At 73.3% G+C, this 14,423-nt stretch carries 9 protein-coding genes; 4 read left to right on the top strand and 5 right to left on the bottom strand.

The genetic code is table 11. The annotated features are described in order from the left end of the window. Positions 1-336: 336 nt before the first annotated feature. Positions 337-2,355, top strand: a complete 2,019-nt coding sequence (gene dxs / locus ABZX96_RS36915; protein WP_355553683.1) for a 1-deoxy-D-xylulose-5-phosphate synthase — start codon at positions 337-339, stop codon at positions 2,353-2,355. A 1,146-nt stretch (positions 2,356-3,501) separates the two neighbouring features. On the opposite strand, the gene ABZX96_RS36920 is transcribed toward dxs, so the two are convergent. Next, the gene (locus ABZX96_RS36920) at positions 3,502-4,038 is read right to left on the bottom strand and encodes a DoxX family membrane protein (RefSeq protein WP_355553686.1); all 537 of its coding nucleotides are present in this window, start codon (positions 4,036-4,038) and stop codon (positions 3,502-3,504) included. 329 nt (positions 4,039-4,367) lie between these two features. Between ABZX96_RS36920 and ABZX96_RS36925 the strand changes: the two genes are divergently transcribed. Together ABZX96_RS36925 and ABZX96_RS36930 are read left to right on the top strand one after the other, a co-directional pair. Next, positions 4,368-5,945 carry an amino acid permease gene (locus ABZX96_RS36925; RefSeq protein WP_355553689.1) on the top strand — a complete coding sequence of 526 codons (1,578 nt, stop codon included), beginning with the start codon at positions 4,368-4,370 and terminating at the stop codon, positions 5,943-5,945. A gap of 137 nt (positions 5,946-6,082) precedes the next feature. Next, a complete protein-coding gene (locus ABZX96_RS36930) occupies positions 6,083-7,570 on the top strand; it encodes a glycosyltransferase family 39 protein (RefSeq protein ID WP_355553692.1) in 1,488 nt (495 codons plus the stop codon). 61 nt (positions 7,571-7,631) lie between these two features. Here the strand turns inward: ABZX96_RS36930 and ABZX96_RS36935 are convergent, their stop codons facing one another. From ABZX96_RS36935 to ABZX96_RS36945, 3 genes are all read right to left on the bottom strand, one after another. Then, positions 7,632-8,027, bottom strand: coding sequence for an NTP pyrophosphohydrolase (locus tag ABZX96_RS36935; protein WP_355553695.1), 396 nt, complete (start codon positions 8,025-8,027; stop codon positions 7,632-7,634). Between the two features lie 341 nt (positions 8,028-8,368). Beyond that, positions 8,369-10,498: a 3-hydroxyacyl-CoA dehydrogenase NAD-binding domain-containing protein gene (locus tag ABZX96_RS36940; RefSeq protein WP_355553698.1), complete on the bottom strand. Its 2,130-nt coding sequence runs from the start codon at positions 10,496-10,498 to the stop codon at positions 8,369-8,371. Beyond that, positions 10,495-11,715, bottom strand: a complete 1,221-nt coding sequence (locus ABZX96_RS36945; protein WP_355553700.1) for an acetyl-CoA C-acyltransferase — start codon at positions 11,713-11,715, stop codon at positions 10,495-10,497. Before ABZX96_RS36945 ends, ABZX96_RS36940 begins: the two co-directional genes overlap by 4 nt. A gap of 270 nt (positions 11,716-11,985) precedes the next feature. Here ABZX96_RS36945 and ABZX96_RS36950 point away from each other — a divergent pair, with 270 nt between their 5' ends. Beyond that, positions 11,986-12,750, top strand: coding sequence for a PepSY domain-containing protein (locus ABZX96_RS36950; RefSeq protein WP_355553703.1), 765 nt, complete (start codon positions 11,986-11,988; stop codon positions 12,748-12,750). Positions 12,751-13,092: 342 nt separating this feature from the next. Here ABZX96_RS36950 and ABZX96_RS36955 read toward each other — a convergent pair whose 3' ends face one another. Beyond that, positions 13,093-14,367: a ribonuclease D gene (locus ABZX96_RS36955; protein WP_355553706.1), complete on the bottom strand. Its 1,275-nt coding sequence runs from the start codon at positions 14,365-14,367 to the stop codon at positions 13,093-13,095. Positions 14,368-14,423 lie beyond the last annotated feature (56 nt).

Consider the following 14,423-nt stretch of genomic DNA (forward strand, 5'->3'; position numbering starts at 1 on the left):
ACCGCTCGGTCCGTGGGCCGTACGGGCGCGCCCCCGTATGGAGGCCCCCGGTTGCGGGCGGACGGGGCCGTGACGGCCCGGTACGGCGGCGCCGTCCCGCGCCGCCGCCCACGCCCCGGCCCCCGGCGCCGGGCCGCGGCAGCTCTCCCGGATGACGGCCACCCGAGTGACGCAGAACGCACGGGCCGATGACCGGCGTCGCGGGCGGAACATTAGACTCGGCAGACCGGCAGGGTCGCTGAGCTTCATGCAGACGAACCGGCCGTATCGGGAACAAAGCGAACCGGCCGTACCACCTCGTATCGGCTCGAACCAGCTCGACAGCAAGGAGGCACAGTGCAGCAGGTGCCGCGCGATGCGCGACGATCCGGTGCGGCGGCGGGTGACGGGCGGACGCTGCTGGCCCGCATCAAGGGACCGCGTGACCTGGACCGGCTCCGCCCCGAGCAGCTGGCCCGGCTCGCGGGGGAGATCCGCACGTTCCTGGTGGACGCCGTCTCCAAGACCGGCGGCCACCTGGGCCCCAACCTCGGCGTGGTCGAGCTGACCATCGCCCTGCACCGCGTCTTCGACTCCCCGAAGGACAAGGTGCTCTTCGACACCGGGCACCAGTCCTACGTGCACAAGCTGCTCACCGGCCGCCAGGACTTCAGCGGCCTGCGCAGCAAGGGCGGCCTGTCCGGCTACCCCTCGCGCGCCGAGTCCCCGCACGACGTGATCGAGAACAGCCACGCCTCCACCGTCCTGGGCTGGGCCGACGGCCTGGCCAAGGCCAACCAGCTCACCGGCCGCAAGGACCACGTCGTCGCGGTCATCGGCGACGGCGCGCTGACCGGCGGCATGGCCTGGGAGGCGCTGAACAACATCGCGGTCGCCAAGGACCGCCCGCTCGTCATCGTCGTCAACGACAACGAGCGCTCCTACGCGCCCACCATCGGCGGCCTGGCCAACCACCTCGCCACCCTGCGCACCACCGACGGCTACGAACGCTTCCTGGCCCGCGGCAAGGACCTGCTGGAGCGGACGCCCGTCGTCGGGAAGCCGCTGTACGAGACGCTGCACGGCGCCAAGAAGGGCCTGAAGGACTTCATCGCCCCGCAGGGCATGTTCGAAGACCTGGGCCTGAAGTACGTCGGCCCGATCGACGGACACGACATCGAGGCGCTGGAGTCCGCGCTCCAGCGGGCCAAGCGGTTCGGCGGCCCGGTCATCGTGCACTGCCTCACCCAGAAGGGCCGCGGCTACAAGCCCGCCGAGCAGGACGAGGCCGACCGCTTCCACGGCATCGGCGTCATCCACCCCGACACCGGCCTGCCCGTCGCCGCCGGCGGCGCGAGCTGGACCTCCGTCTTCGGTGACGAGATGGTCGCGCTCGGCCGGGAGCGGGAGGACATCGTGGCGATCACGGCCGCGATGCTCCAGCCGGTGGGCCTGGCCAAGTTCGCCGCGGAGTTCCCGGACCGTGTCTACGACGTGGGCATCGCCGAGCAGCACGCCGCCGTCTCCGCGGCCGGGCTCGCCACCGGCGGCCTGCACCCGGTCTTCGCCGTGTACGCCACCTTCCTCAACCGCGCCTTCGACCAGGTCCTCATGGACGTGGCGCTGCACAAGTGCGGCGTGACCTTCGTCCTGGACCGGGCCGGGGTCACCGGCGACGACGGCGCCTCGCACAACGGCATGTGGGACATGTCCCTCCTCCAGGTCGTCCCCGGCCTGCGGATCGCCGCGCCGCGCGACGCCGACCAGGTGCGCGCCCAGCTCCGCGAGGCGGTCGAGGTGGACGACGCGCCGACCGTCGTGCGCTACTCCAAGGGCAAGGTCGGCCCGGCCGTCGAGGCGGTGGGCCGGGTCGGCGGCATGGACGTGCTGCGCGAGCCGGGTGCCGAGGTGTCGCGGCCGGATGTGCTGCTGGTGTCGGTGGGCGCGCTCGCCCCGATGTGCCTGGAGATCGCCGATCTGCTCGACAAGCAGGGCATCTCCACCACCGTCGTGGACCCGCGCTGGGTCAAGCCGGTGGACCCGGCCCTGCCGGGCCTGGCGGCCCGCCACCGCGTCGTCGTCACCGTCGAGGACAACAGCCGCACCGGCGGCGTGGGCTCCGCCATCGCCCAGACGCTCCGCGACGCGGGCGTGGACCTCCCGCTGCGCGACTTCGGCATCCCCGAGCGCTTCCTGGACCACGCCTCCCGCAAGGAGGTCATGGCGGAGATCGGCCTCACCGCGCCGGACATCTCGCGGCAGGTGACGGGGCTGGTCGCCCGGCTGGACGGCCGCTACGAGGACGAGGCGGAGCCGGCCTCGTCCGAGGCGGCGCCCCAGGATGCCGCTCGGGCGGAGGTCGCGCCGCGGGACTGAGGCCGTTGCCGTGGCCCGTCCGGATCTTTCCGGGCGGGCCATGTGGTGTTTTGTCCTTCGGTGGGGTGCGGGGCTTTGCCACCTGGCGGTGCGGTTTTGCCATCTGCCGGTGCGCGGTTTCGCCACCTGCCGGTGGGGGGTGGTTCGCCTTCGGCGGGAGGAGGTGTGTGGGGCGGACGCTTCGTTGTTTACGGGGTCGGGGCCGCCCCGGGGTACCTCCTCGCGGCATTTGCGCTGTCCCGACGCGATGTAGGAACCGGCCGACACGCACCTGTCCGCTGCGGGGGCACCCCGGTGCGTCCCCTTCCGTGGGATGCGCGTCCGCCCCTTTGTGGGGGGTGGAAAGACACGGGCCGGCCCGCCTCAGGCCGGTGCCGTTCGTGGGCACGGAGGGCCGTCGTTTGGTCGTTGGGGGCAGGAGGTCACCGGTTCCGACTGACCTTGCGGGCCAAGTCGGTGAGGCTTGCTGTGTGTTGTCCGTCCTGCACTTTCCGTCCGTATGGAGGACGGTCCGCCTCCGTGAGCGGCACGCGGAAGACGGTGTACTCATGGGCGGCGTGCGCGGTGGCCACGTATACGGGAGGTGGAAAGGGCCTTGTCCGGATAGGGCTGGCCACGTTGGCAGTTTTGTGCCCTCGGGACCCTGTAGCGGGCCGACCCGAATCTTTTTAACCCCCCACAAGGGGCGGACGCGCAACCGGCGTAAGGGGACGTCCCGGGGTGCCCCCGCAGCGGACTGGGGCGCGGCGGCCCCGTCACAAGATGTCGTCGGGGAGGCGCAACTGCCGCGAGGAGGTACCCCGGGGCGGCCCCGACCCCGAAACGCACCGGGCGTCCGCCCCACCACCTCATCCCGCCGAAGGCGGCAAACCCCCACGCCAGGGATTGCGAGACAGAGGGGGCTGCCCGCAGCCGATCGGTGAGGTCACGCGCCGTCGGCCGGAGGCCGTAGGGACCCGGAGGGCGCCACCGGCCCAAGCAAAGCGAACCGCCGTAAGCGGCGTACGCAAACAGCCAAGGGGCCCGTCCGGAACGAAAGCGGCCCGGACGGGCCCATCGGCGTGGCGACCGTCCCTCACGGCGGCCCCCTCGCCCGGTCGGCCGTGCCGCTCGGTGTCCCGGCCACGGACCCCACCGTCCGTACCGTCACTCGTCCACGTCCTCCGCGGCCTCGCGCTCGGCCGCCTCCCGGGCGCGGCGGCGGACGACCGAGCACGCTGCCGCGGCGCTGCCCGTGAACGCCGCGAGAACCAGCCACGGCCGGTTGAGCCGGTGGCCCGTGGCGTGATCGACCGAATAGCGGCCGGGGCCGGCCAGGCCGAGCGCGGCGGCCACATAGCCGAGGAAGGCCGGGTATTCGTAGCCCCCTGAGGTGACGAAGAACCCGGCCGGCGCGTGCACGGACACCGCGCCCGCCATCGCCCCGGCCGCCGCCGCGCCCGCGGCCGGCGTGGCGAGCCCCAGGGCCAGCAGCGTGCCGCCGCCGGCTTCGCCGAGCCCGGCCGCGAGGGCGCTCTGCTTGGCCGGTCTGAAACCCATCTGCTCCATCGCGCCCGCCGTGCCGTCCAGACCGTGCCCCCCGAACCAGCCGAACAGCTTCTGCGTCCCGTGGGCGAACAGCACGCCGCCCGCCCCCAAACGCAGGGCGAGCAATCCGAGGTCGTGGCGGCGGGTGTGCGTCATGCCGGGCTCCTGTCCGGGGTGCGGGACGGCGGAATCGAGGGGAGGGGTCTGGGAGGACGGCCGGACGGGCCGGTGCCGGACGGCGCCCGTCCCGGGCCGTACGCGATCCAGTCTCGGCGCGCTCGCCCGCCCCCGCCGCGCGGGACGGCCGTACGAGTGGTCGCGGGTCCGGGTGGCCGTCCACCACCCGCCTTCACGGGTGCGTCCCTGCCGTCCGGCACTCCGCCGCCCCCGCCCGCTCCCGAGCCACGCGGAATCCCGGCCGTTCCGGGGTCCCGCGGCGCCCGGCCGTTCCGGTGGGGGTGGCGGTCGATCAGCGGGAGGTACCCATGACCAGTCCACAGAAGGTGACCAGTCCACAGAAGGTGGGAGGCCGCGGCGGCGGCCTCTTGCGGACCAAGTCGGTCGAGCAGTCGATCGAGGAGACCGACGAGCCCCGGCACGCCCTGCGCAAATCCCTCTCCGGCCTGGACCTGACGGTCTTCGGCGTCGGCGTGATCATCGGCACCGGCATCTTCGTGCTCACCGGGAAGATCGCCAAGGAGACCGCGGGCCCGGCCGTCGCGTTGTCCTTCGTCCTGGCGGGGGTGGTGTGCGCGCTGGCGGCGCTGTGCTACGCGGAGTTCGCCTCCACCGTGCCGGTCGCCGGGTCCGCGTACACCTTCTCGTACGCGTCGCTGGGCGAGCTGCCCGCCTGGATCATCGGCTGGGACCTCGTCCTGGAGCTGGCGCTGGGGTGCGCCGTGGTCGCCGTCGGCTGGTCGGGGTACATCCGCTCGCTGCTGTCCTCGGCGGGGTGGAACCTCCCGCCGGAGCTGTCCGGAACGCACGGCGGAGTGCTCGGCTTCGATCTGCTCGCCTGTGTGCTGGTGCTCGCCCTGACCGGCATTCTGGTGCTCGGCATGAAGCTGTCGTCCCGGGTGACGTCCGTGGTGGTCGGGGTGAAGGTGACCGTCGTGCTGATCGTCATCGTCGTCGGCAGCTTCTTCATCAGCGGCGCCCACTACCGGCCGTTCATACCGCACGCCCGGCCCACGGAGGGCGGCGGGGGGATGACCGCGCCGCTGTCCCAGGACCTGTTCGGGTTCGTGCCGTCGAACTTCGGCGTGATGGGCGTCTTCGCGGCGGCGGCGGTCGTCTTCTTCGCCTTCATCGGGTTCGACATCGTGGCCACGGCCGCCGAGGAGACCCGGAACCCGAAGCGCGACATGCCGCGCGGCATCATCGGCTCGCTGCTGATCTGCACGGTTCTGTATGTCGCCGTTTCGGTCGTGGTCACCGGCATGCAGAAATACGACAAGCTGACCGTGGACGCGCCGCTCGCCGACGCGTTCAAGTCCGTCGGGCACCCCTTCTGGGCGGGCGTGATCAGCTTCGGGGCCGCCGTCGGGCTCACGTCGGTGTGCATGATCCTGCTGCTCGGCCAGAGCCGGGTCTTCTTCGCCATGAGCCGCGACGGGCTGCTGCCCCGCTTCTTCTCGCAGGTCCACCCGCGCTTCGGGACGCCGTACCGCTCGACCGTCCTGCTGGGCGTCGTGGTCGCCGCCGTGGCCGGGTTCACCTCCATCAACACGCTGGCCGAACTCGTCAACATCGGTACCCTCTTCGCCTTCCTCGTGGTCGCGGTCGGCGTGCTGATCCTGCGGCGCACCCGGCCCGACCTGCCGCGCGCCTTCCGGACACCGCTGGTGCCGCTGGTGCCGATCCTGTCCGTGCTGGCCTCGCTGTGGCTGATGCTGAACCTGCCCGCGGAGACCTGGCTGCGGTTCGGGATCTGGATGGTCGTCGGTGTCGTCGTCTACGCCGCGTACGGGCGTCGGCACAGCCGCATCGGGAAGGGGCGGCGGGGCGCCGGCGGGACGGTGCCGCGGCAGGCCCGGGAGGAGGCCGAGCCGCCGGCCGGGTGAGCGCCGAGCCCGTGCGGGCCGGGTGAGCGCGGAACCCGTGCCGGCCGGGGGATGACCGCCCTCGGCCGGCGCCCGTGACGGTTTCACCCGGCGGAGCCCCGTATGTCGTCGCTCGCGGCGGTGTACGGGGCTCTAGCGTGCTGGGCATCATGCCGTCCGTCCCGCGTACCCGCCCGCGCCCCGAACTCGGCCCGCAGCGGCACCCGGGAGCGGCGGTCGCTTTGCCCCGCCCCGCCTTCTGGCCGCGTCTGCTGGCCCTCGCCGTCGGCCTCGCGTCGTTCACCCGGCTGCCGTCCTTCACCCAGCCCTTCTGGAACCCGGACGAAGGGTTCCTCGCCACCCAGGCCCGGATGCTCGCGGCGGGCGGGACGCTGTACGAGACGGTCGTGGACCGCAAACCGCCGCTGCTGCCCTGGCTGTACGAGGCGGCCTTCGCCCTCTTCGGCGACCGGTCGCTGTGGCCGCTGCGGGTCGCGGCGATCCTCGCCCAGGTGGTGACGGCCGTGCTGCTCGCCGCCGTGGCCCGGCGCCGCTGGGGCGACCGGGCGGGCCGCGCCGCCCCGGTCCTGTACCTGCTCGTCTCCATCGGACTGAACCCGCAGGACGGGCAGGCCGCGAACTTCGAGGTCTTCCTGCTTCCGTGGACCGCCGCCGCCCTGTGGTGCGCGGACCGCGCCCGCTGGTACGGCGCCGGGCTGGCGGTGGCCGGAGCGCTGCTCACCAAGCAGACCGGGGGCGCGGCGCTGCTGCCCGTCCTGTGCCTGCTGCGGTACGCGCCGGGGGGCCGCCGCCGCGCCGCCGTGCTGCTCTCGGCGGGGCTCGCCGGGCCGTTCGTGCTCGTCGCGTGCCTCACCGAGCCGCGGCGGCTGCTGTTCTGGACGGTCACCGGCTCCGGCGCGTACGCCGACGTGGCCGGATCCGTGCTGACGGCCGCCGGGCGGGCCGCGGGCAACACGGCGCTGGTGGCGGCGGCGTGCGCGGGCCTATTACTGCCACTGCTGCGGTGCCGTCCCGATCGTGCCACCGGGCTGTGGCCGTGGCTGGGGGCGTCCGCGGTGGGCGTGGCAGTCGGGTTCCACTTCTTCGGCCACTACTACGCGCAGATACTGCCACCCCTGGCACTGCCGGCGGCCGGCGCGCTGGCCCGGCTGCCGGCGGGCGCGACGCGCCGCTCGCTGCTGCTGTGCGGGGTGTCCTGTGGCGCGTTCTGGGGGTGGGGGCTGGTCGCGCAGCCGCCCGACCTGCCGCACGCGCGGGGGGTGGTGGCCGCCGTGCGGGCCCGTACGGAGCCGCGCGAACCGGTGCTGATCTGGGGGATGCACCCCGAGCAGTACTGGCTCGCGGACCGCGCCCCCGGCAGCCGCTTCCTGACGGCCGGGCTGCTCACCAACTACAGCGGCGGCCGGGGCCCCGCCCGGGTCGGCCCGGCCCACGCCGTCCCCGGCACCTGGCCCACCTTCCGCCGCGAACTCGCCGCCCGGCCGCCCGCCCTCGTCGTCGACGACTCGCGCGGCGCCCCGTACGCCCCGTCCCGCACGCCCGCCCTCCGCGCCTTGCTGCACAGCCGGTACGAGCGGAGTGGCGTGGCGGACGGGGCGGTGTTGTATGTGCGGAGGGCGGGCTGAGGGGTGGTTGTCTCTCTGTGGGACGGTTGACTCCCGTCCCTGACGCGTCCCTGACGGCCCCTCACCCGTCCTCGCGGCGGCCCCGGCTCCGGACGGTTCGCGGCCCGGCCACGCGGGCGCCCAGCGCCCGTACGCGCTCGCGCAGCTCCCGGTCGGCCGTCACCACCAAACAGTCCCGTGAGCGCCCCTCGTCCGCCACGAGCTGGACGATGCGGTCGTCCCCGCTCCCGGGCGCCGCTTCCACCCGGACGCCGGGGACGGGCGGGACGCCGCGGGCCGCGCCCTCCACGACGAGGACGAGTTCCAGCGGGGGATCGACCAGGCCGGGCAGGCCGCCCTCCTCGTACCCGGTCAGCGCGTCGCGCAGCCGCTCGGCGGCGCCGCGCCGATCCCGCCACCAGCCGTCGGGGACCGAGCCGACGACGTTCGCCGCATCGACGATGACCAAGGGAAGCATGCGGTCAGCCTGCCATGCCCCGGTCCGTGCCACTTCGCCGCCCCGGAGGGGACGCGTCCGTGTCGGCCGTCAGAGAGGAGTTGTCCGTATCCGTCCGTCGAGAGGAGGCGTCCGTATCCGTCCGTCGACAGGAGTGTCCGTATCCGTCCGTCGAGACGAGGTGTCCGTATCCGTCCGTCGCGCGAGCGGGGCCCAGGAGGCGCGTCCGGCCTCGTACGTCCCATAGGCGCGCGGCAACCGGCCCCCGAACGACCGAAGCCCGGCCCGGCACGGAAACCACCGTGTCCGGGCCGGGCATCCGCTCGGCGCTGCAGAGGCGCTGCAGAAACGCTGCAGAGGGACTACGCCGGGACGCTAGCCAGCCCCCGCTCCAGGAAGCGCTTGCCGTTGACGCGCTCGGAGACGCCCTCGCGGTCCAGGTACGGCGTGACGCCGCCCAGGTGGAAGGGCCAGCCCGCGCCGGTGATCAGGCACAGGTCGATGTCCTGCGGCTCGGCGACCACGCCCTCCTCCAGCATGAGGCCGATCTCCTGGGCCACCGCGTCCAGGACGCGGGCGCGCACCTGCTCCTCGGTCAGCTCGACGTCGCCCTGCTCCAGCAGCGCAGCGACCTCGGGGTCCAGCTCCGGCTTGCCGGAGTCGTAGACGTAGAAGCCGCGCTTGCCGGCCTTGACGACGGCGGCGAGGTTGGGGGAGACGGTGAAGCGGTCCGGGAAGGCGCCGTGCAGCGTCTCGGAGACGTGCAGGCCGATGGCCGGGCCGACCAGCTCCAGCAGGACCAGCGGCGACATCGGCAGGCCCAGCGGCTCGACGGCCTTCTCGGCGACGGCGACCGGGGTGCCCTCGTCGATGACGTTCTGGACCTCGCCCATGAAGCGGGTCAGGATGCGGTTGACGACGAACGCCGGGGCGTCCTTGACCAGCACCGCGGTCTTCTTCAGCGACTTGGCCACGGCGAACGCGGTGGCCAGCGACGCGTCGTCGGTCTTCTCCGCCCGGACGATCTCCAGCAGCGGCAGGACCGCGACCGGGTTGAAGAAGTGGAAGCCCACGACCCGCTCGGGGTGGCGCAGCTGGGAGGCCATCTCGGTGACCGACAGCGAGGAGGTGTTGGTGGCGAGGATGGCGTGCTCCGGCACGACCGCCTCGACCTCGGCGAACACCTGCTGCTTGACGCCCATCTCCTCGAAGACGGCCTCGATGACGAAGTCCGCGTCGCCGAACGCCGCGGCCTTGTCCAGGGAGCCGGTGACCAGGCCCTTGAGGCGGTTCGCCTGGTCCTGGTTGACGCGGCCCTTGAGCTGCAGCTTGTCGATCTCGCCGTGGACGTAGCCGACGCCCTTGTCGATCCGCTCCTGGTCGATGTCGGTCAGCACGACCGGCACCTGGAGGCGGCGCGCGAACAGCAGCGCGAGCTGCGAGGCCATCAGGCCCGCGCCCACCACGCCGACCTTGGTGACCGGGCGGGCCAGCGCCTTGTCCGGGGCGCCGGCGGGCCGCTTGGCGCGCTTCTGCACCAGGTTGAAGGCGTAGATGCCGCTGCGCAGCTCCTCGCCCATGATCAGGTCGGCCAGCGCCTGGGACTCGGCGTCGAAGCCCTGCCGCAGGTCGCCGTTCTTGGCGGCGGCGATGATGTCCAGCGCCCGGTAGGCGGCCGGGGCGGCGCCGTGCACCTTGCCGTCCGCCAGGGCCCGGCCGCGCGCCACGGCCGCGTCCCAGGCCTCGCCGCGGTCCACGTCGGGCCGGACGACCTCGGTGCGGCCGGTGAGGACGGACGCGGTCCACTCCAGCGACCGCTCCAGGAAGTCGGCGCCCTCGAAGATCGCGTCGGCGATGCCCAGCTCGTGCACCTGGGCGCCCTTGAGCTGCCGGTTCTGGTTGAGCGCGTTCTCGATGATCACGGTCACCGCGCGGTCCGCGCCGATCAGGTTCGGCAGCAGCGTGCAGCCGCCCCAGCCCGGGACGAGCCCGAGGAAGACCTCGGGGAGGGAGAAGGCGGGCAGCGCCTTGGACACCGTCCGGTAGGTGCAGTGCAGGCCGACCTCGACGCCGCCGCCCATGGCCGCGCCGTTGTAGTACGCGAAGGTCGGGACGGCCAGCCGAGCCAGCCGCTTGAAGACGTCGTGGCCGGTGGTGCCGATGGCGAGCGCGTCCTCGTGCCGGGTCAGCGCCTCGATGCCCTTGAGGTCGGCGCCGACGGCGAAGATGAACGGCTTGCCGGTGAGGCCGACACCGACGATCTCCCCGTCCGCGGCCTCCTTCTCCACCTGGTCGATCGCGGCGTTCAGGTTCGCCAGCGACTGCGGGCCGAAGGTGGTCGGCTTGGTGTGGTCCAGGCCGTTGTCCAGCGTGATCAGCGCGAACCGGCCCGCGCCGTGCGGCAGGTCCAGGTGGCGCACGTGCGCCTGGGTGACGACCTCGCCGGGGAACAGCTCGGCGGCCTTCTTCAACAGCTCAGCGGTGGTGCTCACTTGCCTGCCCCCTCGTGGTGCGGGTTCTCCCAGATGACCGTGCCGCCCATGCCGAAGCCGACGCACATGGTGGTGATGCCGTACCGGACGTGCGGCTGCTCCTCGAACTGCCGGGCCAGCTGCGTCATCAGGCGCACGCCCGACGAGGCGAGCGGGTGGCCGAAGGCGATGGCGCCGCCGTACTGGTTGACGCGCGGGTCGTCGTCGGCGATGCCGTAGTGGTCCAGCAGCGACAGGACCTGGACGGCGAACGCCTCGTTGATCTCGAACAGGCCGATGTCGTCGATGGTCAGACCCGCCTTGGCGAGCGCCTTCTCCGTCGCCGGCACCGGGCCGATGCCCATGACCTCGGGCTCCACGCCCGCGAACGCGTAGGCGACCAGCCGCATCTTGACGGGCAGGCCCAGCTCGCGGGCGACGTCCTCGGCGGCGATCAGGGAGGCGGTGGCGCCGTCGTTCAGGCCCGCCGCGTTGCCCGCGGTGACCCGGCCGTGCGGACGGAACGGCGTCTTCAGGCCCGCCAGGTTCTCCAGCGTGGTGCCCGGGCGCATCGGCTCGTCGGCGGTGGCCAGGCCCCAACCGGTCTCGCCCGCCTCGGCGTTGGTGCGCCGCACGGAGATCGGCACCAGGTCGGCCTGGATCTTGCCGTCGGCGTACGCCTTGGCGGCCTTCTCCTGGCTGCGCACCGCGTACGCGTCGGCGCGCTCCTTGGTCAGGTGCGGCAGGCGGTCGTGCAGGTTCTCCGCCGTCATGCCCATGAACAGGGCCGACTCGTCGACCAGCTTCTCCGAGACGAACCGCGGGTTGGGGTCCACGCCCTCGCCCATCGGGTGGCGGCCCATGTGCTCCACGCCGCCCGCGACGGCGATGTCGTACGCCCCGAAGGAGACGCCGCCCGCGACCGTGGTCACGGCCGTCATGGCGCCCGCGCACATGCGGTCGATGGAGTAGCCGGGGACCGACTGCGGCAGGCCCGCCAGGATGCCGGCGGTGCGGCCCAGGGTCAGGCCCTGGTCGCCGATCTGGGTGGTGGCGGCGATGGCGACCTCGTCCACGCGGGCGGGGTCGAGGTCCGGGTTGCGGCGCAGCAGCTCCCGGATGCACTTGACGACCATGTCGTCGGCGCGGGTCTCGTGGTAGATGCCCTTCGGGCCCGCCTTGCCGAACGGGGTGCGGACGCCGTCGACGAAGACGACGTCCCTAGCGGTACGAGGCACGTTGGCTCTCCTCCAGGTGCGGGATGGCACTGCTGCGGGGCGCGCTCACGGCGCGCCGCCCACCGTCATGCTACTTGCGGGTAACCACGCTGCCCAGCCCCCTCGGCGGGAGCGTCGAAGGTCACATCGCGAGACGGGGTGTCCGGTGACGGCCCCCGATGCGCTCTTTCTGGCTGGGGATCGGCGCGTTTATCGGCCGTGTCGGGGCATTTGACCGGTATGGGTCCGTTGTGGATCTAAAGTTCGCCTATGACGGGAAAGGAGACGCGTATGGGTGTGCGCAGGGCGGAACGCGGGGCGGGCGCGCCGGAAGCCGGGCCGGCCCCGGGGCGGCGGCCGGGTGTGCCGCGGGCGGTCGCGGTGGTGTGCGCGGTGGCGGCGGCCGGGGCGCTGGCCGCCGGGTGCGGGGACGACAACGGCGACGGCGGAGGCGGCAACGCGAGCGCGTCGGGGACGGCGTCGGCGTCCGGCTCGACCTCCCCGTCCCCCTCCGGCTCCGGCTCCGGTACGGCGTCCCCGTCCGGCTCCGGTTCACCGTCCGAGCGGCTGACCGAGGACCAGGCCGAACGCAAGCGGCTCGTACCGCAGGCCAAGGTCCCCTACGACAAGGCGATCGTCACGGCACTGGGCGCGGTCTCCGGCGCGAGGCTCGTCCACCTGGAGCTCAAGCAGCACTCCGGCGCCACCCCGCAATGGGAGACCGAGGTCGCCAGGGACGACGGCACCGCCTCGGAACTGAGCGTCGACGCCGTCTCCGGCAAGGCGAGCAACCCGCAGAGCAAGCATCAGGACGACGAGGACAAGCGCAAGCTCGCCGACCGCCTGCGCGAGGCCGACGTCACGCCGCAGCAGGCGACCGATACCGCCACCGGCCGCAAGAAGGGCACCGTCACCGACGTCGAGCTGGAGCGCGACGACAACGATCGGCTCATCTGGTCCGTCGACGTGGTGACGACGGACGACTGGAACAAGACGACGTACGACATCGACGCGACCAACCGCAAGGTGCTGCGGGAGCACGTCGACCGGGATTGAGGGGACCGCTGCCGGGGCGGGCACCGGCTCATACGGCGGCGCGGGACGGGAGCGGTCGGGCTCCCGCCCCGCGTCTGTTTGCGTGCGCCCCGCTGCCTGTATGCGTGCGCCGTGTCCGTATGCGTGCGTCCCGCTGTCCGTATGGGTGCGCACTGTGTCCGTAAACGGGCCGCCCCGCTGCCTGCATGCGTGCGCCGTGTCCGTATGCGCGCACCCCGCCGTCCGTATGCGTGCGGCGTGCGGCTTCGTGCGTCGGATTCCGTCATCTCCGCGACCGCCTGACGGTGTGTCAGTCGCGTGACGGGTTAGGCGCCTTCAGGCTCCGCGGGCAGGCCCGCTCCCTCAGCCCCCGTCCGCCGTCAGCGCCTCCGTCAGGACGGGTGCGACCTGCTCGATCTGCCAGGGGCGGGCGCCGTGGGCCGCGAGGGCGGCGGCGACCGTGTCGCGGCTGGGGGAGGCGGGCGGCTCCCAGCACACCCGGCGGACCGTGTCCGGGGTGATGAGGTTCTCCTGCGGGAGGTTGAGCTGCTCGGCGAGCGCGGTCACCGCCGCGCGGGCCGCGGACAGCCGGGCCGCGGCGACCGGGTCCTTGTCCGCCCAGGAACGGGGCGGCGGCGGGCCGTTGAGCGGCTGGCCGGGCTGCGGCAGCTCCGTCTCGGGCAGCGCGCGGGCCCGGTCGATCGCCGCCTGCCACTGTTCGAGCTGACGGCGCCCCATGCGGTGGCCGTAGCCGGGGAGCGCGGCCAGCGCGTGCGCGTTGGGCGGGAGGTTCAGGGCGGCCTCGACGATGGCGGCGTCGCCCAGCACCTTGCCGGGCGAGACGTCGCGCTTCTGGGCGATGCGGTCGCGGGTCTCCCACAGTTCCCGGACCACCGCCATCTGACGGCGCCTGCGCACCTTGTGCATGCCCGAGGTGCGGCGCCAGGGGTCCTTGCGGGGCGGGGCGGGGGGCGCCGCGGCGATGGCCGCGAACTCCTGCCGCGCCCACTCCAGCTTCCCCTGCCGGGCGAGCTCCTCCTCCAGCGCGTCCCGCAGGTCCACCAGCAGCTCCACGTCCAGCGCGGCGTAGCGCAGCCACGGTTCGGGGAGCGGGCGGGTGGACCAGTCGACGGCGGAGTGGCCCTTCTCCAGCGCGTAGCCCAGCACGTTCTCGACCATGGCGCCCAGGCCGACCCGGGCGAATCCGGCCAGCCGCCCGGCCAGCTCGGTGTCGAAGAGACGGGCCGGGACCATGCCTATGTCCCGTAGGCACGGCAGGTCCTGGGTGGCGGCGTGCAGCACCCACTCGGCGTCGCCGATCGCCTCGCCCAGCACCGTCAGGTCCGGGCACCCCACCGGGTCGATCAGCGCGCTGCCGGCGCCCTCGCGGCGCAACTGCACCAGGTAGGCGCGCTGGCCGTAGCGGTAGCCGGAGGCCCGCTCGGCGTCGACGGCGACCGGCCCCGTACCGGCGGCGAAGGCGGCGGCCACCTCGGCGAGACCTTCGGGAGTGGTCGTCACCGGGGGGATGCCCTCGCGCGGTTCCAATAGGGGGACCGGCGCCAGGCTCGGGTCCGGAGGAGCGTCTCCGGAGCTGCGCAGTGTCGTGTCTTCTGCGGTCTTTTGGGCGTCGGTCACCGGTCAAGGGTATCTGTGGATGCGCCGCGCCCGTCGAGGGAACGTTCCCTCGACGG

This window comes from Streptomyces sp. NPDC003077 (assembly GCF_040611095.1).
GTDB lineage: Bacteria > Actinomycetota > Actinomycetes > Streptomycetales > Streptomycetaceae > Streptomyces.